At 40.3% G+C, this 24,588-nt stretch carries 16 protein-coding genes; 11 read left to right on the top strand and 5 right to left on the bottom strand.

Annotated elements, in window-relative coordinates:
* Positions 1-50: 50 nt before the first annotated feature.
* The 8 genes from AWW67_RS13735 to AWW67_RS13700 all read left to right on the top strand — a co-directional run bounded on the left by AWW67_RS13735 (position 51) and on the right by AWW67_RS13700 (position 9,805).
* Positions 51-1,178 carry a glycosyltransferase gene (locus tag AWW67_RS13735; RefSeq protein ID WP_082794056.1) on the top strand — a complete coding sequence of 376 codons (1,128 nt, stop codon included), beginning with the start codon at positions 51-53 and terminating at the stop codon, positions 1,176-1,178.
* A gap of 177 nt (positions 1,179-1,355) precedes the next feature.
* Positions 1,356-2,798 carry an O-antigen ligase family protein gene (locus tag AWW67_RS13730; protein ID WP_062302449.1) on the top strand — a complete coding sequence of 481 codons (1,443 nt, stop codon included), beginning with the start codon at positions 1,356-1,358 and terminating at the stop codon, positions 2,796-2,798.
* Between the two features lies 1 nt (position 2,799).
* The gene (locus AWW67_RS13725; RefSeq protein WP_062302448.1) at positions 2,800-3,978 is read left to right on the top strand and encodes a glycosyltransferase family 2 protein; all 1,179 of its coding nucleotides are present in this window, start codon (positions 2,800-2,802) and stop codon (positions 3,976-3,978) included.
* Between the two features lie 139 nt (positions 3,979-4,117).
* Positions 4,118-5,284 carry a glycosyltransferase family 4 protein gene (locus AWW67_RS13720; RefSeq protein ID WP_082794055.1) on the top strand — a complete coding sequence of 389 codons (1,167 nt, stop codon included), beginning with the start codon at positions 4,118-4,120 and terminating at the stop codon, positions 5,282-5,284.
* Complete coding sequence (locus tag AWW67_RS13715; protein WP_062302445.1) at positions 5,284-6,585, top strand: oligosaccharide flippase family protein; 1,302 nt, start codon at positions 5,284-5,286, stop codon at positions 6,583-6,585. Before AWW67_RS13720 ends, AWW67_RS13715 begins: the two co-directional genes overlap by 1 nt.
* Before the next feature lie 7 nt (positions 6,586-6,592).
* On the top strand, positions 6,593-7,393 hold the full coding sequence (locus AWW67_RS13710) for an SAM-dependent methyltransferase (RefSeq protein WP_062302444.1): 801 nt from the start codon (positions 6,593-6,595) through the stop codon (positions 7,391-7,393).
* Between the two features lie 3 nt (positions 7,394-7,396).
* Entirely contained in the window at positions 7,397-8,281 is an 885-nt protein-coding gene (locus AWW67_RS13705) for a glycosyltransferase family 2 protein (RefSeq protein ID WP_062302443.1), read from the top strand.
* 324 nt (positions 8,282-8,605) lie between these two features.
* Complete coding sequence (locus tag AWW67_RS13700) at positions 8,606-9,805, top strand: glycosyltransferase family 2 protein (protein ID WP_062302441.1); 1,200 nt, start codon at positions 8,606-8,608, stop codon at positions 9,803-9,805.
* Between the two features lie 48 nt (positions 9,806-9,853).
* On the opposite strand, the gene AWW67_RS13695 is transcribed toward AWW67_RS13700, so the two are convergent.
* Positions 9,854-10,582 carry a LytR/AlgR family response regulator transcription factor gene (locus tag AWW67_RS13695; protein ID WP_053221948.1) on the bottom strand — a complete coding sequence of 243 codons (729 nt, stop codon included), beginning with the start codon at positions 10,580-10,582 and terminating at the stop codon, positions 9,854-9,856.
* 58 nt (positions 10,583-10,640) lie between these two features.
* Positions 10,641-13,862, bottom strand: a complete 3,222-nt coding sequence (locus AWW67_RS13690) for a PAS domain S-box protein (protein WP_141655461.1) — start codon at positions 13,860-13,862, stop codon at positions 10,641-10,643.
* A 195-nt stretch (positions 13,863-14,057) separates the two neighbouring features.
* On the opposite strand from AWW67_RS13690, the gene AWW67_RS13685 reads away from it, so the two are divergent.
* On the top strand, positions 14,058-15,971 hold the full coding sequence (locus tag AWW67_RS13685; protein ID WP_062302438.1) for a M14 family metallopeptidase: 1,914 nt from the start codon (positions 14,058-14,060) through the stop codon (positions 15,969-15,971).
* Positions 15,972-16,157: 186 nt separating this feature from the next.
* Here AWW67_RS13685 and AWW67_RS13680 read toward each other — a convergent pair whose 3' ends face one another.
* Complete coding sequence (locus AWW67_RS13680; protein WP_062302437.1) at positions 16,158-16,634, bottom strand: DUF456 domain-containing protein; 477 nt, start codon at positions 16,632-16,634, stop codon at positions 16,158-16,160.
* A gap of 51 nt (positions 16,635-16,685) precedes the next feature.
* On the opposite strand from AWW67_RS13680, the gene AWW67_RS13675 reads away from it, so the two are divergent.
* Positions 16,686-17,210: a HEAT-like fold family protein gene (locus tag AWW67_RS13675; RefSeq protein ID WP_260311459.1), complete on the top strand. Its 525-nt coding sequence runs from the start codon at positions 16,686-16,688 to the stop codon at positions 17,208-17,210.
* Positions 17,211-18,283: 1,073 nt separating this feature from the next.
* On the opposite strand, the gene AWW67_RS13670 is transcribed toward AWW67_RS13675, so the two are convergent.
* A complete protein-coding gene (locus AWW67_RS13670) occupies positions 18,284-21,370 on the bottom strand; it encodes a hypothetical protein (protein WP_062302435.1) in 3,087 nt (1,028 codons plus the stop codon).
* A gap of 195 nt (positions 21,371-21,565) precedes the next feature.
* On the opposite strand from AWW67_RS13670, the gene AWW67_RS13665 reads away from it, so the two are divergent.
* Positions 21,566-21,949: a hypothetical protein gene (locus AWW67_RS13665; protein ID WP_062302434.1), complete on the top strand. Its 384-nt coding sequence runs from the start codon at positions 21,566-21,568 to the stop codon at positions 21,947-21,949.
* A gap of 749 nt (positions 21,950-22,698) precedes the next feature.
* Here AWW67_RS13665 and AWW67_RS13660 read toward each other — a convergent pair.
* Positions 22,699-24,579 (bottom strand): YfbK domain-containing protein, encoded by a 1,881-nt coding sequence (locus AWW67_RS13660; protein ID WP_062302433.1) that lies wholly within the window; start codon positions 24,577-24,579, stop codon positions 22,699-22,701.
* Positions 24,580-24,588: the final 9 nt, after the last annotated feature.

The following is a 24,588-nucleotide window of genomic DNA, read 5'->3' as shown; positions in this document are numbered from 1 at the left end:
AAGAAAGAATTAGAGAAGTTGAATAGCATTCACCTAAAAAGAAATCAGTGATGAAAACAATTATATGCCATAGTTTCCCTGCTTGGGACACCCCCTACATAAAATCCACCATGGAGATTATGACCAGGTTGGCCAAAGAGCACAGGGTGATTATGCTCGATTATCACTACACCTGGAAAGACGTGTTGAAGAATAAGTTCACACCCAAAAGTCAGGTATTGGGTAAAAAAAGCCGTACCAGAAAAATAAAAACTGAAAATGGTTTGGTGGAAGTGTACAATGCCATGCCTGTACTTCCAGTAAACTGGATTAATAATGCTGCTATCTTCCGTTTGGCAATGTTCATTAACGCTTGGTTTATCAGCCTGAGCATCAAGAAAATCTTAAAAACAGTTAATAGAGATAATACAGTATTGGTAAATGCCTTCAATCCTATTTATGGCTACTTTACAAGAAAATATTGGGGCGAGATAGAGCGTACATACTACTGCTACGATGAAATTTCCGGAACCGAATGGGCCAGCAAGTGGGGCGCTGAATACGAATCAAAATATATCGATCACTGTGACAGAATTATCACTACTTCGGAACAGTTAAAACAAAAGTTTATTGGCAAACACGCCAATGTATCATGTGTAAAGAATGGTGTTAACCTTTCCATATTTAGGTCGGAAAGCTCTGAACTCACCAAAAATTACAAAGTAGGCTATGTTGGCGCCATTGACCAGCGTGTTGATTTAGACTTACTAGCCCAAACTGCTAAGGCTTTAACCAGCCTTACCTTTGAAATGCTTGGGCCAGTAAAGGTTGAGCTACCAGAGAATTTACCTGAAAACATTATTTTCCGTGGGTCAGTACCTCAAAAAGAACTACCAGAAAGTATTCAACTTTGGGATGCTTGTATTATTCCATTTGTAAAAACCGAGCTTACAAAAGCTATTTATCCGCTAAAAATTAATGAGTACATGGCCATGGGTAAGCCAGTCGTTACTACTGATTTCAGTGATTTATCTGATTTCGACCCATTGATTTACATTGCAGAAAACACCGAAGACTTCGTTCACGGTTTAAAAAAGGAAATCCAAGCCAATAACCGTCTCAAAGTGCAAATGAGAAAGCACTTCGCGCAGCAAAACAGCTGGGAAGCTCGGGCAAACGAATTTGAAAAACAGATTTAGAATGTCAGTTTTTGATTTCCACAATCAGTTTTCATTAGCCACATCACTTATTCGCTCACCTAATCAATTAATTCCCTTCATCTCCCCTTTCTGTCAATTATCGAAGCAAAGCTTCCAGTTATCGTAATCTAAAAAATAGCCGAGGGGCAGGCAGTACTTTTATGTTAAGAAAAAAGCATGAAAAGTTACGCCACCATACCTACCAAATACGGAGTCGAGAAATTAAGATCGGGCTTTGGCCTTATCAGTTTACTCGGGCTTATCGTAGTGGGCACTGGGTTAATCCTAGTTTCAGGTATGGTGGGCGCACTTATTTTGCTTGGACTCCCTTTCATCGTAACCCTACTAGCTGTACTGTGGAGCAAGCCAAAACTTGCGCTATGGGGCAGTCTAGTGATGGGTTTTATGATTTCTGGCATTAGCCGCTACATCAATGCACCTTGGGGGTTAACCCTCGATATCCTAATGGTTTTGGCTTGGTTAATCATAATCCTCAACAAGGAAGTAAAAGTGAACTGGAAGTTCCTTAAAAACGACATTGTAATCTTCTCTACCGTTTGGATGCTTTACTTGATTTTCGAAATCGTAAATCCAGCTGGAAACGGAATCGTAGCATGGTTCTATGCCATGAGAGGCCTTGGTTTCTACCAAGCATTAAGCATTCCTCTAATTTTCTTGCTCTTCAGAGATCGAAAAGACTTCATGATCTTTCTTAACATCCTTATTGTGCTTTCCCTTATTGGAGTGGCCTGGGGTTTTAAGCAGCAAATCATTGGGGTTGATGCCGCAGAATATCGTTGGTTATGGGAGGAAGATCACCACGAAGAACATGTTTTACATGGTGTTTTAAGGGTATTCTCATTTTACAGCGATGCAGGTCAGTTTGGTGCTTCACAAGCCATGATGGCGCTATTTACCGGAATTTTAGCAACAGGCCCTTTTAAATTCAGAACTAGAGTATGGTATGCCATCTGTGCTGTATTGTTCTTCTTAGGTTTTGCTATTTCTGGTACAAGAGGCGCCCTGGCTGTGCCATTATTTGGTGGAATAGCTTACCTCATCGTGAACAAAAACTTTAAAGTATTATTGGCAGGTCTTTCGGCAATCGTGCTGGTATTCTGTATTCTAAAATACACCTTCATGTTTCAAGGTGTAGAGCAAGTGCGTAGAATGCGCACCGCCTTAGACCCCAACAACAAATCTCTTTCTGTTAGACTCGACAACCAAAAAATCTTTGGTGCCTACTTGGCTAATAAACCATTTGGGGCCGGAATTGGTACCGCAGGTTTTTGGGGCGCTAGGTTCAATCCAGAATCACTAATGGCCAACACCGCAACTGATAGCTGGTATGTAAAAGTTTGGGCCGAAACAGGGATTGTAGGCCTTATGATTCACCTTTCCTTTTTAGGCTTTGTATTGGGGAAAGGAGGCCACTTGGTCATGAATCTAAAAGACAAACAAGGTAAAACCTACGGACTAGGGCTATACGCCTGTATAATTGGAGTACTCTTTTCCAGCTATGGAAACCAAGTATTTGGCCAAATGCCAACAGGCATGGTAATGAACATGGCCATCCCTTTTCTTTTTTTAATCAAAGAATGGAAACCACTAAAAAACTGATATGGAAACGTTAATCATCATTTTACTCGCTGTATTGATCGCCTACTTTGGTGGGTCTGCCCTTTACCTTTTCGTGTTGGCCTTGGCCTCGAAGGTAAAACAACGCTCTAGTTTTCAATCAGTTGAAAAAAGAAACAAATTTTTGGTGATGGTACCTGCTTATAAAGAAGATGCCGTGATTATTGAAAGTACGAAGCGCAATATGGCTTTGCGTTACCAATACCCTAAAAGGGCTTTTGATTATGTTGTGATTGCTGATGGTTTGAAACTGGAGACAGTAAAAACCCTCAGAAACCTTGGTGCTGATGTGTTGGAAGTGAAGTTTGAAAAAAGCACCAAGGTGAAATCACTTCAAGAAGCCATGAAGGTGTATGGTGAAAATAGAACCTATCATGCCACAGTAATCTTAGATGCTGACAACGTAATGGACATGCACTTTTTGACCAAAGCAAATCAGTACATCAACCGTGGAATGAAAGCCATACAAGGCAATCGAGCAGCAGCCAACGGACAAAACACCATTGCTTTGTTAGATGGCCTTTCAGAATTCGCCAACCAAGAAATGATTTGCAAAGGCGCCAATGTTTTGGGCTTGTCTTCAAAGCTTTCTGGTTCGGCCATGGTATTTGATTTCGAATTATTCAAAAGTGTGGTTTTTGACTTAACAGCCATTGGTGGTTTTGATAAAGAACTAGAGTTGGCTTTTACAGCAAAAAAGGTCTTCATACACTTTTCAGAAGACTTAGTAATCAAAGATGAGAAAGTGGGTTCATTTCAGCACTTCTCTAAGCAGAGAGGTCGCTGGTTGGAGTCACAGTACACTTTCCTAAAAAAATCGATTAAACCGGCTTTCAGAGCACTTTTAAAAGGTAACTTCGATTACTTCCACAAAACAATGCAATTGGCCTTACCGCCACGCGCCTTGGCTCCTTTCGTAATGCTAATGCTAGTTCTGCTTTCATTGCTTACAGGGAATGTGGTTTTGATTACGCTAGCAACCATCGGAACTGTAGCCAACTTTGGAGCCTATGTAGTTTGTCTTCCTTTCAAAGTGCTACTAAAAAATGGCTTAAAGCTAATTGTAGCCCTACCAAAATTAGTGCTGTCAACACTAATTGCCTTCACTTGGATGAAGAAGTCACGCACTGAATTTATTCACACACCACATAACGCTGTTTAGTCATGTTTGAAGGAATGCCTTGGTCACTCCTGCTTCCTATAGCAACACTATTTCTAGTTTGGGGAGTCATGAGATCTAAATTAGAATTGGCTGCTGAAGCCAAAAAAGAAAAGAAGAAAAGCGCTAAAAGAAAGAAAAAATGAAGCCCACTAAAATGAACATATTATTGATCTGTAAATCTCTTCCGTGGAGATTTAAGGGCGGAATTCAAACACACACTTGGAACCTCGCTTTGGCCTTAACCGAGAAAGGACATTCAGTGTCTGTACTCACTGGTGGCGCTTACCGCGAAGCCGAAAAGCAATATGAAATTGACGGTGTAAGCATCATCGAAATTCCATTTTTCCCAGGCAGATACCTAAAGCCAATCTCTAATTTAGCCGAAGAATTTAGCTTTAACTGGCAGGCAAAAAACTGGGTAAAGAAAAACCACAGTTGTTTCAATGTGATACACACCCAAGGACGCAGCGGATACTTATTATATATGATTCCTGCGCTTAAAGGCAGATTAGCCAATACAATCCATGGAATTATAAGCAGAGAGAGTAGTAGCGAAAAAGGTTGGAGTTTCAATTCAAAACTACACGCTTGGCTTACTCAAAAGATAGAATACAAACTTTTAAAAGCCGCCCATCTTAAGATTGCAGTAAGCGAAGATGTGTGCAAAGAAATTAGCCTATCAAACCACTTAGAAGGGGTAGAAGTAATTCCAAACGGAGTAAAACTTTCTACAGTAGAAGCGATCACAAACCAACAAGTTTTGGTAGGTGATAAAACTAAGTTTCTTTTCGTAGGAAGACTTCACCCAGTAAAAGGATTGGTACCAGTGATTACCGCAATAGCAAAGACCAAATCAAAAATTCAGTTGGATATTGTTGGAAACGGCCCGCAGTACAAAACGCTTAAAGATTTGATCAAGAAGCATAAGCTAGAAAGTCAAATCACATTATTGGGAGAATTTTCCAACGCTCAAATTCATGAAGCAATTCCTTCATATCGCGCTTTATTACTCCCGTCATCTTACGAAACACAAGGCATCGTTTTACTAGAAGCCAATGCGCATGGAGTGCCTGTTGTAGCCACCGATTTAGCTGCCATTCGTGAGTCGGTGAGCCATGGTGAAAATGGGCTGCTTTGCAACATTGAACAGCCAGAATCTTATGTATATGCCATGGAATACCTTTTAGAAAACCCAGCCGAAGCTGAAAGAATGGGTGCAATTGGCAAAGAAAGAATCTCATCAGTTTTTACTTGGGACAAAGTAGCAGAACGCACAATTGAGTCTTATCAAAAACTTGCAATATAATGATCAAATCACTGAAAAATAGCGCCATGTTCTCGAACAGCCTCTATTCTATTGCAGGCCAAGCCTCATTCCTAGTGAGCAATTTCCTGCTCTTTATTGTGCTGTTAAAGGAATTCCCTCAAGAAGCCGTGGGGGTTTGGGCACTGTTCATTACTGTAATATCCATTGTAGACAGCATGCGTCAGGGCTTAATTCAGAATGGGTTGACGCGCTTGCTAATTCAAAAAGCGGACGAAGAAGCACAACAAGCAGGATCCGGTTTAACCATCAATTTCTCTGTAATCATTCTAAGTGCTATCCTACTCTACTTTGGTGCTGGGCTTCTGGCCAACTTATGGGAGGCGCCAGCCCTAATTGAATTGTTCAAACAAAGCTGGAAGCCATTGGTGAGTTTAGGCACAATTCAGATGATGAACATTCTATGTTTCGCTAAAAACAAGTTCAAACTTTATGCTAGGCTAAACCTCATTTACATGGTTACCTTTTTAACCATAATGGTGACGGTTTGGTACACCGGAAACTTAAGTTTTAATGCCATTTTAAATGGTCAATTATTGGCTGTAATTTCACCAGTGTTGTACATGTTATTCAAGCATCCAATTGCTATTGCCATGCCACAATTGGCCATCATAAAAGAGCTACTTGGATTTGGAAAATACATTGCTGGAACCAACCTCTTATCCTTGCTTTTTAACAAAGCCGATGTGCTGATGATCGCCTATTTTCTTGATCCAATTTCACTCGCACTTTTCCATTTCGCATCAAGAATTATTCAGTACATAGAGCTTCCATTAACGGCACTTAGCCAAGTCATTTATCCGCGATTAGCAGCAAGTTATCATGCAAACGGTGTCAGTCAGCTAAAGAAAGAATATGGCCGGTCAATACTCACGTTATTAGCACTCATAATTCCAGGAGTAATGGTTATAGATATTTTCAATACCAGTATTATAAATATTTTATCATCAGAAGATTACCTAGCGTCATCTCAATTGATAATTATACTATCTATTGGATGTTTGTTCAAGCCTTGGGGTCGTGTATTCGGGCTTACATTGGACGCTATAGGTAAGCCCAAAGTAAACTTTCAGATGCTGGCTTTCAGCCTATTAGTAAATATTGCAATGAATGCCTGGCTAATTCCTCAATATGGTGTTACAGGTGCGGCTATAGCAACTACTAGCAGTATCATTATTACCATCTTATTAGGTCAAATAAGAATCAAGAAATATGTAGACATTTCTCCTTTATCAGAAGTGTTTAATTCATTCAAGATCAAAACATTAATAGCCACAAAATAAACTCATTATGGAACTTACTTTTGGCAACGCACAAATTTATACTAGTGAGCGAATGAAGGGCAATCCCCTACTCGCAAAACTGTTTAATAAAGTGTTCGGGTACACCAATGTGGGCAATTATGCGCGCTTTACCATATTCAAAAAACTGATTAAAAATATTCCTTTCAAAGGAGATGAAAACATCCTTGATTTAGGCACTGGATTTGGCGAGTACGCCATCAGTTTGGCTACCGCTTTCCCTAACTCAAAGGTGCACGCTTTAGACATAGATCAGAACAGAATCAATAGCCTAAACGAAGCGCTTTACAAGTCTGAAATTAAGAACATAAAAACCTATTCCGACTACCTAGATCGCACCAAAATTAAGGAGCTTGACTTCGCCTTTTCGATTGATGTTTTCGAGCACATTGCTCCCGAAAATATGCCTTTCAATACGGTGCACGATCGACTGAAAAAAGGTGGTTATTTTATGGTGAAAATTCCGAACGTAGAACAAAAAACAATTTTGCCAGATCGCTACTTTGCCGATCATGATGAATGGCTAGAAGAAGAACATATAGGACAAGTGTACGACCTCGATGGATTGAAGAAGAAGTTTGAGCAAGAGGGTTTCGAGGTGGTACATGCATCCTATTCTGATGGGTATTTATCCAGATTGGCTTGGGAACTTGCTTACCTAGGAAAGAAAGCAGGCGTAGTAACTCAATTGTTAAGCTTGCCTTTGGCCAAAGGCTTGATCCATATGGACCGTTGGTTTCATCATGGAAAATGGGGCAACGCAATACAGGTAATTGGTAAAAAAAAGTAAATCATGGAAAGCCCACTAGTCAGTATTATTACGGTAAACTACAAGCAAGCGCAAGTTACTTGTGAGTTATTGGATTCAATTGCAAAACTGAGCTACCCTAATTTAGAAGTCATTGTGGTAGACAATGCTCAGCCGAATGACGACACGCAGCTTTACCGCCAGCATTTCGAAAAAGTAGTGGTGATCAACAAAAAGGAAAACCTAGGCTTTGCAGGAGGAAATAACGAAGGCGTTAAGGCCGCTCAGGGCGATTACATTTTTCTTCTAAACAATGATACAGAAATTAAGAACGGAACTATTGATACACTCTTAAATTGCTTTACCAGCCCATCTGTGGGTGCAGTGAGTCCGGTGATTAAATACTTTGACACGCCAGATACAATTCAGTTTGCCGGTTTCACAGAAATCAACAAACTGACAGGTCGTAATGAACTGATAAAATCACGCCCTCAACCCACAGGAGCTGTGTCTACCCCCTATTTCCACGGGGCTGCAGTCATGATTCCTCGGTTTGTGATAAATCAATGTGGCTTAATGCCCGAAGACTATTTTTTGTATTACGAAGAATTAGATTGGTCCAGAATGTTTCGCGAAGCAGGTTTTGAACTGAAGGTGTGTATGGACGCGGAAATTCTTCACAAAGAATCTATTTCTACAGGAAAAAACAGTCCGCTAAAAGTCTACTATCAAACCCGAAATAGAATCTATTTCATGAAGCGCCAGAAAGGAAATCAAAGTGTAGTCTTCTTGTTATTCTTCTTATTGTTAAGTTCACCTAAAAACCTTTTGAGTCACTTATTCAAATCTGAATTCAAACATTTAAGCGCTTTCACCAAAGGGGTTTGGGATGCATTAATTTTAAGGAAAGTGGGGTTTGTGAGGGTTTAAACTTAAACTCAGGCTCTTAGTCAATTCGAATACCGTCAATGAAATCTTTAAAAATAAAGTGATAATCATTGTTCATCAAAGTAGACCCTACAATATCACCCGTTATTACTGCATATACCTTTTTTACATTCCTACTTTAGTACCTTTTTTGGTACTAAACATATCTTAGTACCTTTTTTAGTACTAGCCTACTTCTCTCAATCTCACTTAAAACTGAGCCACCTAACCTGATAAACTGCTCATCGCCTAAAGCCTACAACTCATCGAAACTATCTAATTCCAATTCTGGATTCAGCTACTTTTATCCTACTAAACAAACAGCATATGGAAACGCTATTCTGGATTTCGACCTTTATTATTCTGTACTCTTTTGCTGGGTACGGTATACTGATAACCTTGCTTAATAAGTGGAAGAAAAAGAAAAACACTTACACGCCCTTCTCTGAAGAAGACTGGCCTGAGGTTACTCTACTGATTGCAGCTTATAATGAAGCTGACATCATCAGGCAAAAAATCGCCAATTGCGAAAAGATTGACTACCCTAAAGACAGACTAAAAGTACTTTTTGTAACAGATGGATCAACGGATCAGACCAACGACATCATCAATCAGTACGCCTCCGTTTCGCTTAGCTTTAGCCCAGAAAGGAAAGGTAAAATAGCCGCAGTAAACCGCATAATGCGATACATTACTTCGCCAATTACCGTGTTTAGTGACGCCAATGTAATGATGAACCCAGGAGCCATTAAAGCTTTGGTACAACCATTTGAGTCTAATTTAATGGGTGCCGTTTCGGGTGAAAAAATAGTACTGAGTGAAACTGAAGATAATGCCAGTGCTTCTGGTGAAGGTTTTTACTGGAAGTATGAGTCATTCCTAAAAAAGCAAGATGCCGAATGGAATACATTAGTGGGCTCAGCTGGTGAGTTATTTGCCATCAGAACTCGTTTATTCGTTCCTACAGAAGAAAACACCCTTATTGAAGATTTTGTGATGACCATGCGCGTTGCTGCCGATGGTTACAAAGTGGGCTACGAACCTAGCGCCATGGCAACAGAAACTGCCTCAGCAAACATTGCAGAAGAAACTAAAAGAAAAGTGAGAATAAGCGCTGGAGGAATTCAGGCGGTGATCAAACTGGTAAAGCTGTTGAATGTTTTTAAGTACGGAAAACTCACCTTTCAGTACGTGTCGCACCGTGCCTTGCGTTGGACACTTATGCCTTTGGCTTTGATTGGTACTTTTGCCAGTACATTGTGGCTTGCCGACACACATTGGTTTTACAATTTAGCTTTTAGAGCTCAATCCATTTTCTACCTGCTTGCCTTCTTTGGCTATGTAATTAGAGACCAAAAAACCTCATACAAACTACTCCACATCCCTTACTACTTTACTTATATGCACATTTGCGTAGTAAAAGGCTGGATCAAATACTTTAGAGGAAATCAAAAAGTAACCTGGGAAAAATCTGAAAGAGTAGTCTTAAAAAGTTCAGAACATCAACTTTCGGTGGTCAGAAACTAAAAGAGGAACCAATGGCTCCTCTAATTCAATATTTTATTCTTAAATCGATTAAAGCAAGTTCAATCGCTTCATTAAAGCTTCTTTATTGGCCCTAGAAATAGGAATTACCTTGTCTTCAATCAGTAAGTTCGACTCTTCAATATCTACGATTTTCGATAGGTTGACTACGAAAGACCGATGTACTTTCTGGAAGTTAAATTCTTCCAATCGGTCTTGAACCTTTTTCATGGTACTGTGTACTATATAGCCCTTATTAGCAGTTTTGAACAGTGCATAATCTCCTTTGGCTTCTATATAAAGTATATCTTCTATTTTTACTTTAATCAGCTTAGCGTCTACTTTCAGGAAAATGCTATTGTCTATAATCTTCGACATTCCACTGCTCTTTTCAGCAGATTTAAGCCTTTCGTAAGAGCCCATCGCCACTTCAATAGCTGCATTAATATCTTTTACGCCATAAGGTTTTACGAGGTAACCAAACGGCCCTCTTTCTCTGGCCCTTGAAACAGTGGTATTATCGGCAAAAGCAGTGGTGAAAATGAAAGGAATGTCAAATTGGTCGTTGATAATTTCGGCCAAATCTACACCGTCAATATCTCCTCCAATTTGAATATCGAGCAGTGCCAATTCTGGCGAATGTTGATTACAAAGTTCAATGGCATCATCGGCATTGGCAGCAACACCCACTACTTTATGATCTAACATTTCTAGAATATCCTTAAGACTATCCGAAATCATTATATCATCTTCTACAATTAATATCTTTAACTGGCTCATTCCTTAAATAAGATTTGAGTTAAAGATAATAATTATATAGTCTTAAAAAAGACTTGACTTATCGAGTTGGAATAATAACTATAAATTCAGAGCCCATATCTTGTTCACTATTAACGGAAATGGTACCTCCGTGCATCTCTACAAATTCTTTCACAATAGAAAGCCCAAGGCCTGTACCTTGAATGTTTTTAACATTCGTAGCCCTATAAAAAGAGGCAAACAATCCTTTTTGATCCTTCTTTGGAATTCCTATACCATAATCTTTAAAGGTGATTTTCACCTCATTCGTTTTTTCATAAGATAAGATAACCTTGGGGTCATCTTTGCCTTCTGAATATTTAAAAGCATTTGAAATAAGATTGGCCACGACATGATCAAATAAATTGACATCGATATTGACGGGTTGTGCTACTCCGATAACAGAAAAGTCAATATATCTACCGTCCTTTCTATTTTCAGTTAATTGAGTTACGGCTTTTTTAATTAGCTCATGAAGGTCGGTTGGTTTTTTATTTATTTCCACACGCCCTGCCTCTATTTTACCCAACATCAAAATATCGTTCATCAAGAAAGTTACCCTACCTATTTCTGACTCAATTCTATTGAGGTATTTATTATAACCCTCGACATGCTCTGGGAATTGGTTTTCGAGCTTGAATGCTATTAAGTCTGCATTTTGCTTTATCGTAGTCAGCGGGGTTCTAAACTCGTGAGAAGTCATAGAAACAAATCTAGACTTAAGTTCATTCAACTCACGCTCTTTATTGAGTGCTTTCTCCATTTCATTTTGCACCTCTTTTTGAATGGTAATATCTCTTACAAAAGCAGTAAATGAATGAATTCCATTTCTAACAATGGGTAGAATAGCCAGCTCAATCGGGAATTCCTCGCCACTTTTACGCATAGCTGTAATTTCAATGCGCTGGTTTAGAACAGGCCCCTGTTTTGTTTTAAAGTAATTTTTCATTCCCGCATCATGGGCTGAATGATGTTTAGAAGGAATGATATTATTTGTTAGTGGTTCACCAATTACCTCTTCAGCTTTCCAGCCGAAAATCACTTCCGCTTGAGGGTTCCACTCTGTGATTAAGCCTTTTTGGTCAATTGTGATAATTCCGTCAAGTGCTGAGTTAATAATTGTTCGAAGCTTATTTTCATTTTCTTTTAATTCTCGCTCGGCTATCAGTTGTCTTCGCTTTGCCTTAGCATTCTTCAGTCTATTAGATGCTAAATTAGCAAGAGTAGTAAGTGTAGCTAAGTGCTCATCCTTAAAGAAATTTTTCTGCTTGTGTTCTGAATCAATAATACCAATTACCTTATCGTCAGCAATTATAGGCACCGTAATTTCAGAGAGCCTTAGTCCATCAATATCTTTATATCTGCTATCTTTAGAAGTATCGCTTATAATTTCGGATACCCCAGTTTCAGCAACATGTCCAACTATTCCCTCTCCAAGTTTCACCTGAATTGGGTCTATTATTGTTCTATCTTTCGACATATTTGGCCCATAAAGTGCCAACTGTTCTAAACAGTTATGGTCTTCATTAAAAACGTAGACAACGCAGTCTTCAAAACCAAACTCGTCAATAACATTTTCAGCAATCTCCCAGGCTATTTCTACAATATCTTCTTTTACCAACAGCTTGGTAACGAAACCGTTGATCGCTTTTAGATAGCTTTCATTTTCAGACAGTTTAGCATTTCTTAATCTTAAAGTTTCGCGCTCCTTAGCTAGCTCCTTTTGGTTTTCGTCTTGGCTAATAATAAAGCCAATGTATTTTGCCAGAAGATCGATAAACTCAAGATCGTAAGCATCAAAGGGCTGTTCACGTGCTTCTACACAAGTGAAATTAACTGTACCTCTCCTTTTTCCATTTACCGAATAAGGGGAGGCTATGTATGTTTCAATACCAAACTTACTAAATGCGATATGGTCTGAATAATCAGATTTACTAAAATTATGAATTGCAATTTTTGAATCAAGATTAAAGGTAATGTCACAGTAAGTTTCTTGCAGCTTAAAGTGCTGTTCAGCCGAATCTACCGGCTCTTCATCATTTAAATAGCTATGCTGAACATAATAATCATCGCCTTCAATCCTACTTACAATCCCAAAAGGTAAATTAAGATAGTTAGCAGCAATCTTCATCCCTTCATTGATTTGACAGTTAAGATCTAAACCAATGTTGGAGGTCATTTCGTTTAAAAGCTCTAAACCTACCCTGTATTTATCTAAGCGACTGCGGGTATATATGAGTTCTTCCTCATCTTTCTTTCTACCCGTAATATCCATGTGAATCCCTAAAGACCCTATTCTTTCACCATCAAAATTGTAGTTGGGAGCACCACTAATCAAACACCAAATTGGTCGGCCATCTTTATGTTTCAGCATTACTTCATAAACACTAGCTACACCTTGCGCCCGCTTGTCATGCTCTCTATCAATAATCTCCTTTGTCTGTTTTGGAACTAAAATATCGGAAGCAACATTGCCAATAAGCTCTTCTGGTGTATAGCCAGTAATGCTACACATGGCCTCGTTTACGTAGAGAATTTTTTCATCTAAGTCTACTTCTAAAAGACCAAACTGAAGGTTTTGAATAATACCTCGGTATTTTTCTTCGGATTTCAGTAATAGTTGATCAGATACATGTCGGTCAGTTATATCTCTGGCTACCGACATCATTCCTAAAATACCATGTTCATCTTCAAGAATCTGCACGTTCTGACCAATCCAAATTACTTCACCATTTGCACAAACAATTGGAAACTCCAAGTAAGTGGTTGTTTCACCCTTGGCCATTTGATTTTGGTAAAAATGAATTACTCTTTCCTTGTGGTCATCTCGAATCAAATCGACATATCGCATCCCAATTACTTCGTCCTTGCTGTAACCCACAGCCTTTAATGCTTTGGGGTTTGCATAGGTGAAACAGCCTTGGGTATCTGTTTCATAAATAATGTCATTTGCCGCTTCCACCAACATTTTGTAGCGGTTAATCGACTTTGATCTAGAAGAGTATGATTTTTTATGCTGCAAATCGAAAGAAATATGATATAAACTATCTGAGTACCGAATACTAAGATAATACATTGCATGGTTCATTTCGAATTGTATGTTCTCTTTCTTAGATAAATCTGAAGAAATACAATGCCATAGATTTTCTCCAATCTTTTCTCCTTCTACGAGTCCTAATTGGGAATTCCAGATTGAGGGTACAAACTGTTTACTGACTAAAAGTCCGTTACTGGTAATGGTTATTTGAGGCTGTGTGTTCACTTGGGCTGAGTTGTGCAATACAAATGAATAGAATTAATAGTTGGTACAATGATTCTTTCGATAACTGACAGTATTATTCGATAACTGACCGAAATCATCGATAAATGAATTAAGGTCTTCCCAGCCACTCCAATAATAGCACGCCTACCAATCTGATTTTCTTCCTATCTTCCAATTCAAACAACCATATAGAAAATGAATAGAAAACACATTCTACTATTTTTGTTGCTCTACTCCCCTATGCTTTTTGCTCAAGAAGTAAGAGTACTGAACCCTATAACTTGGCCCGAATCTGATAAAGACACCGCCACATACACCGTAAAAGGCGAAAGGCACGGTGTTAGTTTTTTTAAACAGTATAGACACCCTGAAGTACAATACGAGCCAATGAAGCAGCTCACCTTCGACACTTACCACACCGTAAACGTAATGTATTACTGGTATAAAGTATGGGCCGAAAAGTATCCAGACATTGTAGACTTGTATCAGGTAGGCACCAGCTTTGAAGGTCGACCAATTTTACAGATGACCTTGACCAATAAAAAAACTGGCAAAGACACCGATAAACCAGCCGCTTACTTTGAAGGTGGCCGCCATAGCGGAGAAATTACCAGTAGCGAATCCATTCTCTGGCTCACTCAACACCTATTAGAAAACTATGGTAGCGACCCCGCCATTACCAAACTGATCGACACTAAGGCGATTTACCTGAGACCACAAAACAATCCTGATGGTTCGAACCTGTATTTAAACACTGCCCAAAGAAACCGTTCTACGGTAAGGCCACACGATAATGATAGAGATGGTTTACTAGATGAAGACGATGAAGAAGATTTAGACGGAGACGGAATTATATACCAGATTCGAGTAAAAGCCAAAAAAGGGGAAAAAGGCACACATATTATTGACCCAAGAGACCCGAAAGGACGTTTAATGAAGCGTTCAGAAAATGGTGATTACTTTGTTTATAGCGAAGGAATCGACAATGATGGTGACGGCCGTTTTAATGAAGATGGCATTGGCGGATTAGACCTTCATAGAAACTACCCTGAAAACTGGCGACCTGATACGGGTGAAGATGAAACAGGCAGGGGCTATACACAAAATGGAGCCGGAGCTTTCCCCATGTCCGAACCAGAATCGCGCTCTATTGTAATGTGGATGCTTACTCACCCTAATATTTCAGTAGCCAACTCTATGGACACCCGAGTGCCAATGCACCTAAGAGCTCCTTCTACTTCGAAAAGTGAAGAAAGAATGTATCCTGAAGATTTGGACATCTACAAAAAATACGATCAAATTGGAATGGACATTACCGGCTACCCTTGGGCTGGCGATGTATATGAAACTTATGCAACACGCTACAAAGTGAACCCTTCTACTGGCGACCCATTAAAACCTAGTCCGCTGTTCGGCCATGGTCCTGATTTTGGGTACTTCTATTACGGAGCAATCTGGTATGGCGATGAGCTATGGAACAATGGTGCCATGAAAGATTACGATAACGATGGCATTTATGACGATTATGATGGGCTGCGTTGGGACGATGAAGAAAACGGAGGTCGTGGTTTTAAAGAATGGGAACCTTTCGATCATCCAACATTAGGCAAAGCAGAAATTGGGGGTTTTCACCCTAAATTCTTTGGTCAAAACGGACCGCCTTGGCAATTAGAAAACTGGGCGAAAAAGCAAGCACTCTTCAATTTAGCCATGGCCATGGATTTACCACAAATTACTTTAAACGATGTAAGTGTAGAAAGCAAAGGCAAAGACACCTATATAGTGAAGGTAAAATTCACAAATACAGGCCAATTACCAACAGCACTGAAACAAGCGCAATTGGTTAAAATTGTACGCGAAGACCGTGTTCAGTTACAATTCGATTCGAAACTAACCCGAGGCGGAGATGAGGCTCAAGTGCAAATCATTAATCCTACTCTATCTGACAAAACTCAGTATATGGACAGAACGCTGCCAGGCCAAAGCCAAGAAGCTACTTTTGAAATTAAACTGAACAAAATCAAGGGCGCTAAAGCAAAAGTGAAAATCCTTTCCACACGAGGTGGTTATATAGAAACTGAAGTAACCATCGGTACACCAGAAAAATAATAGCACCAACAACACCCTAACCAACAGCCTGAAAATCAATGTGTTTTCAGGCTGTTTTGTTTCCTACCCTCTTCAACTAAAAGATAAAAACCAAACATGCTGAAAGATAATTATATCTTAATATTAACATATTAAATTTTATTAATATATATAATACTCTAGCTTAACGACCTGAACAAAAACAGCTTAGAATAAATAGATAATGAAGTAATAGGCCATTACAAAACAAGCGATAAGCTTAAGCAGTGTGCCTGCCAAAAAACCAAGAAACGAGCCCAGTGCAGAGCGCATGGCCTTATTAGTATCTTGCCCAGCGCTCATTTCGCCAACAAAAGCACCCAACAGCGGACCGATAATAATTCCAAAAGGAGGAAAAAAGAACATGCCTATAATTAAACCTATAGTACTCCCCCACACCCCTTTTTTGGTTCCGCCAAAACGCTTGGTTCCATAAATGGGAACAATGTAATCTAGCACCGTAACGGCAACAGTAATTAAAGCCAGTGCCCATAAAGTATCTTCTGGAATATCAGTTCTAGCTGTAAAATGGAGGAAAAGCAATCCAAGAAAACTAACAGGTGGCCCAGGTAGAATGGGTAAAAAACAGCCTGCAACACCCACAAGCATAAAAACGACACCTAAAACAATAAGTAGTATATCCATGGCTAAAAAAATGATTGATATTTAAAGATGATTAATTTTGGTGTATAAGTCATGATGGACATTCGAAAACAACTTTTAAAGGAACATTCCAAAGAGAATACGAACCTCATCGTTTCTTATGTTGCCGAACAACAGGAACGGTTTGATGCGCTGATGAACTTATTCCTAAGCGATGAATATCGCGTAACGCAAAGGGCTGCTTGGGTAGTTGGTGAAATTGGTAGAAAGAAAGTAGAAATGCTTAAACCACATTTGAAAGCAATGGTGTTCAACCTTAAGCAACCCAATTTACATGACTCCATTAAACGCAACACCGTCCGTGTGCTTCAGGAACTCGAAATTCCAGAAAGCCTTTGGGGTGAAGTAGCCGACATTTGCTTTGGCTATTTGGCTTCTAAAAGTGAAGCCATAGCTATTAAATGCTTTTCCATGACAGTGCTTTTGAATATTACTTACAAAGTACCTGAGTTGAAAGACGAGCTTCAAATCCTGATTGAAGACCAAATGCCTTATGGTTCCTCTGGCTTTAAATCCAGAGGAAAACGAACGCTAAAGGCGCTTGAGAAAATCCAATAAGAGTGCCCCATTGCTCACCCAAAAGTCAACTTAACAGTCATTGCGAACCTGCCAAAGTTCTTCGTAGTGATAGAGCATACGTGAAGCAATCTCACTGATTATTAACCGCAAAGGGCGCGGAGTTTCACAAAGAGTATATACAATGTATGCAATGCGTATTCAGCTCTGCCGAGCCAACTTTAAATAAAGATTGCTTCGTGCCTCGCAATGACCGTGACCGATGGCTCACCGCAAAACCCAAACATTCGCGCCACAAACGCCAACTTAACTGTCATTGCGAACCTGCCAATGCTTAACGAAGTGAAGAAGCATAAGTGAAGCAATCTCACTGATTACTTAAACCTCTGCCCTATTTCGAGCCGTCATTTCGCAGCTTGCGGAGAAATCTTTTCACTTTCCTTAGATCAAGGTTAACTGTACCAAAAGGTTATTGCGCCCCTTCAGGGCTTGATTAATTTTAATACCATAGGAATGGGCTGTGCCCATTCCTATGGTATTACGCCCCGCTGGGGTCTACAAAGGTGTCGCCCCAGCGGGGCGTAATGTAGAATGGGTATTTCTTTATGCTACAAAGGGGCCACCCCGCTGGGGTTTTGCTTTTACTCAAGCATTCTACTTCTCTTAGCCCTGTAAGGGCGTAATATCAAAATGAAGGGTGCAGCCCTTCGGTAGTCAAGACTACGACTCACATAAGTCCTGTAGGGACGAGATAATAAAACATGTAAGTGCCATTACCCACTGTCGCAGGTTCTCCGAACCTGTGACTACTTTAACCTAGGACTCTGTTCTTGAGTTACCTTATTTACTAAGTCTCATAGCAAGCGGATCCTGAAACAAGTTCAGGATGACGGTCAATTTCAGCCTATTCAGAGCAGCATGCTCGACTGGTTTCAGGTTTAAATGGTTAATAACATCACTAGGTACCTTTTACACAAATAGCCCACGGTTGAAACCGTGGGCAATAAATGAACAAGCTGACACCAACTGTTTTAACGGTTTCATTCTTATGCTGTAAAGCAAAAAACCCAAAGCATTGCTGCCTTGGGTTTTTAATTCTTAAAATACATGTAGGCTTAAAAGCCTGGTAGTAACTCTAGTTTAAGTCCGTCTACATAAGCTTTATAAGCTGGCCAATCAGTTTTGAAGAAAGCATTGATTTCTCCAATTACCTCATTGGCTTTCTTTTCGGCATTGGCCAAAGCAAAGCGCATGCCCTGCGTTACTGGATCATAACTCCCACCCATTTTACCTCTTATAGTTCCTAAATAACTTGAGAGAACGCTCTTGTCATTTCGTGAACCCTGCGTGCTTTCAGCGTAAATCAATCGGTTCAAAGCCGTTAGCTTTTTCTTGATTTCAGCATTCTTTGCTTTCAAGGCTGCATTATCATCGGCAAAACCATCTATCAAACCAACGCTTTTCGTAGCGGCTTGCAAACGATCAATGGCTTCGGTAACAGGCGCCAAGAAGTCATAGTATTCTTGAATAAACTGCTGCTTTGCCTCAATCTCGTTCATGTCCCATTCAGGAGTACGCGGGTCTTTCAATACTTTAATTGTTTGACTACTTGAAGTATTCCCCTTTGTCATTTTAACGGTATATGTACCCGGCAATACATCGTAACCCCGTGGTGGTGCAGCGCCTTCCCTGCTTGGGCCTGAACCTGGCTGACGAACACCATCGCCTTCAAAACCCCAATACATACGGTTCAAACCTTTGTCCGCAGACTCGTAAAGGGTTCTTACCACTTTACCTTGTGCATCAGAGATTTCAACTTTTACACGACCTGCCTCTTTAGCATAGTAGCTTATGGCTGCACTAAAAGGCTTATTATCACCCATGAAAAGTCCGTCACCCGTACTTCTATACCCCATGTACTGACCAATGATAGCATTGGTAGCATCTGGAATTGGGAAAACATGAAGGTTTTCTGCCATCAGCTTTTTCATGCCCATTTTAGTCGCTTCGCGAAGCGGACGGATATCGTCCAAAATCCAAAGTGCTCTACCAAAAGTACCGATGATCAAATCATGCTCTCTTGGGTGAATTTGAAGATCCATGGTTGGCACGGTTGGGTAACCGTGCGTCCATTTGGCCCAAGTAGCAGAACCATCCATACTCACGTAAAGACCTCCTTCAGTACCTAAAAACATCAAGTTCGGCTCAATCGGGTCTTGTACAAACGAAAGTGCAAAACCGAATACAGCATCCTTCTTCACAATACGCTTCCATGATTTTCCGTAGTTGGTTGTTTGGTAAACATAAGGCTCCCAGTTGTTTCTTCTGTGGTCATCAAAAACCACTACGGCTGTAGCTGGGTCATAAGTACTTGGCTTGATTTGCTGTACCCAAGTGGCATCTGGCAAACCCTCAAACTTTCCTGCGCTGTTCTCCCATTTTCCACCGCCATCTTGCGTCAATTGAACGTTACCGTCATCGGTACCTACCCAAATCACACCTTGCTTTAATGGGCTCGGCTCAATCACGGTAATTGTAGTATGCATTTCTGCACCCGTATTGTCATAATTCAAGCCTCCTGTATCAATTTGCTTTTGCTTTTCAGGATTGTTGGTGGTCAAATCTGGAGAAATGATTTCCCAATTTCTACCATTATCGGTAGACTTGAAAAGGAATTGCGCTCCGATATATACTGTCTTTTTATCGATCGGATTCACATTTACCCCTGCATTCCAATTCCAGCGTAATTCAACGCCATTAGGATGTTCCGGTCTAATGCCCACCATTTCACCCGTTACCCTATCGTACCGCTGAATGTTAGCGCCCTGACTCAATGAATAACCATAGCGAAAATCAGTAGGGTCTGGCACCACATCAAAGCCATCGCCACCTACAATTCTTTCCCAATAACCGTTTCTAATGCCTCCGTTTTTCAACAACTGGCTTGGCCCTAACCATGCGCCATTATCTTGCATTCCGCCCATTACATTGTATGGGTATTCCATATCGTAATTCACATGGTAGAACTGCCCAATTGGTAAGTTTTCAGAATATTGCCATCTGCCACCACGGTCGGTGCTCAAAACTAAACCACCGTCATTCCCCAAAATCAAGAAGTCGGGATCGTCTGGGTGCACATACCAAGCATGGTGATCGACATGGATAATGCCTGAATTCACAAAGTTTTGGAAGCTTTTACCACCATCTTCACTGGAAGTAACTTGCGTATGCAGAGAGTAAACTCTGTTTTCGTTCTGCGGATCTACATAAATATCAGCATAGTAAAACGGACGGCTACCGATGCCTCTATCGTTCTTGTTAGAAATTCTATACCATCTTTCTCCCCCATCGTCTGATCGGTAAATAGCATTTTCTTTTGATTCCACCCAAGCATAAATTCTATCGGGCATAGAAGGCGCAATAGCCAAACCTATTCGACCTAAATCGCCCTTCGGCAAACCATGCTCCGCAGTCTTTCTTTTCCAGGTTTCACCACCATCGTAGGTAATGTATATACCCGAAGCTGGACCGCCAGAATTGAAGAACCAAGGCCACCTGCGATGTTCCCACATGGCTGCTACTATTTTATTAGGATTAGTAGGGTCGATAACCATATCGGCAATACCCGCACCCGGACCTCCATAAAGTACTTTCTTCCAGTTTTTTCCGCCATCGGTAGATTTAAAAACACCGCGTTCTTCGTGTTCGCCCCAAGGAGAACCGATTGCGCCTACCCAAATGGTATTCGGGTCGTTAGGGTGAACAATAAGGCGATGGATATTACTGGTTTTTTCTAAGCCCATATGCTCCCATGTGCGGCCAGCATCTAAACTACGGTACACTCCATAACCAGAGTTGATGGAGTTACGAGGGTTTCCTTCGCCCGTACCTACCCAAATTACACTCGGGTTAGATGGATCGATGGTCACCACTCCGATGGAGGCAACATCCTGATCATCGAAAATCGGTTCCCATAAGGTGCCTTGGCTGGTAGATTTCCATAAACCACCAGAGGCAGTTCCTGCATAAATAATGTTTTTGTTCGACCGAACTACATCGATTGAAGTGACCCTACCCGACATTCCTGCCGGACCGATAGAACGTGGTTCCATGGATTTGAATAAGGAAAGGTCGGTTTGCGCTGTGGCCGAAGCGACACACAGACATAAGAATAAAAGTGTAAATAGATTTCCGAGCTTCATTGAGAAAGGATTTTGTTTATTTATCAATGGCTCAAGGTAAAACTATCTCAAGGTTTTTGCGGGGTGGAATTTTATTAGTGGCGTGTGAAGCGGTATTTCATTTATCCAAAACCTCGAAAAGAAATTCTAATTAGTTTATATTAATATCGAAGTAAGCGGAAAAAATTATTTTGAAAGAGTTAAGTTGAATTGACTATGGCATTAAAATTATCTCAGGACGAACTACCTCCTAATTTCGAAAATTGGTTTTCATTTTATGTTTGTTTAGCTTCCTTAGATGACGAGGTGAGTTTCAATCTATACTTTCAGAAAGACGGAAAACATTATATGGGAGAATATCACATGTCTTCTGTTGCTAAATTAGCATTGGAAGAAATTATACAAAACAAACTTACGGCTCAACAACTAGATGAGATTATTGGCAGGCTAAAGTTCACTGATACTGGGTTATCTAATAGCCTCGGAAACACGCTAAAATACTTATACGATACTGAGCGATCTATTGAAAGAAACTTAGCACAGTTTGAGTTCTCTAGAAGCGATATGTTCAAAGTAATGAATAACATAAATGAACAATGAATTAGATAATATTCTTATGACACGTTAACCCTCTCGGTTAGGTCATTGCGAGAAATAAGCGTTGCATCAGCAACAGCTTATGACGAAGCAATCTCTAGCAATCGTTACCTAAAAAAAGAGATTGCTTCACGTAAGCACCCAAACTTAAAAGAACTATGGCAGGTTCGCAATGGCGGCTAGATGAAGCCCTTTCGGAGCGTCATTCCATAGGAATCTTTTCACGTTCCACAAGTCAAGCCTTTCTGTGTTTCTGAAAAATTCCGAAGTCTCGGAGCCTACGGGATGACTTAACGCAGGCTATTGGTACTTTGATATATTTCAAATACCACAAACCTTAAGATATTACGCCCCTTCAGGGCTGGATTTACTTTATAATGATCATGGAATGGGCTGCGCCCATTCCTATGATATTCCGCCCCGTTGGGGCTACAAAGGTGTCGTCCCACTGGGGCTTAATGTACCGTATATGTTTCTCCATGCTACAAATATGCCGCCCCGATGGGGCTCTACATTTACAAAAACATTCTGCTGCGTTTAGCCCTGAAAGGGCGAAATACCAAAATGAAGGGTGTAACCCTTTGGAAAACTCGACTCTATATTCAAGAAAGTCCTGTAAGGACGAGATAAACTAATGCAGCTGTCTGTTCATGGCTCTAAATAGAAAATTCGGGAAGAATCAAAAAGACCTGTCAGATTTTGGAAACCTGGCAGGTCTTTTACTTAGCGAAACCTTTTAGCTACGTTTTTACTTAGAATAAGCCTGCCATTTCAACCAACCTGATAAACTCAGCACGATAGCCTTCTTGGTCTAGGCCCTTAGCTCCTTTGGCTAATTCAATGACCGCATTAAAAGTAAGGTTGTTTTTGTATTCTGAATTGCGAAGCATCATTCCGAAACCTGCTACTGTAGCCGACCAACGGAAGTTTTCGGAGCTATCGACCAATTTCACGGATTCATTCTTAATTACTTGTTGCAGCAAAATACTGGTATCTCCATCAGGCTTTTTATATCGAAGTTTCACCGTCATTAAATCTGTGGTGTTCCCTGTGGTTTTCTTCACTTCGGTATTCTGATATTTCAAGTCGTCCAATGGCTTGAACTGACTGTTTACCCCTACTGGAATAATTTCATATAAAGCCGTAACCGTATGGCCAGCGCCTAATTCGCCAGCATCCTTCTTGTCATTATTGAAGTCCTCATCATTCAGTTTTCTGTTTTCATAACCAATCAAACGATAAGCTTGTACCGTGGCAGGGTTAAATTCTACCTGAATTTTGACATCTTTAGCAATGGTGAAAAGCGTTCCACCAAACTCGTTCACCAATACTTTCTTGGCTTCTAAAATATTATCTATGTAGGCATGGTTACCATTTCCTTTGTCGGCCAAAAGCTCCATTTTAGAATCTTTGTAATTACCCATTCCGTAGCCTAAAACCGTTAAGAAAACACCTTCATTACGCTTTTCTTCAATCAAGTCTTCCATGGCTTTATTGCTCGATGCACCTACATTAAAGTCTCCATCAGTGGCCAATATCACTCGGTTATTTCCTTCTTTCAAAAAATTCTGTTTTGCGATTTTGTAAGCCAGTTCAATACCTGCACCACCAGCCGTTGAGCCACCTGCATTCAGTTTATCCAAAGCTTCAATAATCTTGCTTTTCTCTTTACCCGAAGTAGAAGGTAGCACCTCTCCTGCTGCGCCAGCATAAACCACAATGGCCACATGGTCTTCATCGCGCATTTGATTCACCAAAAGCTTTAATGATTTTTTGAGCAAAGGCAATTTATTATCCGCGCCCATCGAGCCTGACACATCAACCAAGAAAACAAGGTTGGCAGGTGGTAATTTATCCACTTCAATCTTTTCACCCTGAATTCCAATATGAACGAGTTTGTGTTGGGTATTCCATGGCGCATCGGATACTTCATGCTGTACCGCAAACGGATGTTTACCTTTAGGCCCTTCATAGTCATAATTGAAGTAGTTAATCATTTCTTCAATTTTCACAGCATCCTTTGGAGGCATTTTTCCACTATTAATAAACCTGCGCACATTGCTATATGAAGCCGCATCTACATCAATTGAGAAAGTGGAAAAAGGGTTCTTCCATGGCGTATTGAAGCCGTTTTCTTTTATTTCAGCATAATCTTCTTGACTTAATTCTTGCGGATACTGGTAAGCTGTAGAGAAATTATTCTCGGGCTGCATAAACATTTGGGAAGAGATATCGATTTCTTGCTCATCCGCCACTATTTCAAATGCTAAACTTTTCTGGCTTTGGTTTCGCTTATTCATTGCGGTTACAATAATTTCCCCCATTTCCTGAGCATCTACTTGAAGGCTAACATTGATTACCGATTGCTTTCCTACTTTCACTTCTTGGGTAATGTAGCCTAGGTATCTGAAAATCAATACCGTTTCATTGTTCGGTACGGTGATGCTGTACTTGCCATTGGCATCCGTAGAAACACCTTTGGAAGTCCCCTTAATCAATACTGATACTTGAGATAGCGGAAGATTATTGTCGGCACTTTTCACAATGCCCGTAACTTGATTTTGAAAATCTTTGGCTTGGCTGTTATGGAAAATACCAGTGAACAGCATCATTAATATTATTAATTTCTTCATCGCTAAAAG

Origin of the sequence: Roseivirga seohaensis (assembly GCF_001592945.1) — a bacterium.
Taxonomy (GTDB): domain Bacteria; phylum Bacteroidota; class Bacteroidia; order Cytophagales; family Cyclobacteriaceae; genus Roseivirga; species Roseivirga seohaensis.
The sequence above is the reverse complement of the archived record's forward strand: the minus strand, read 5'-3'. Positions and strand labels throughout refer to the sequence as shown.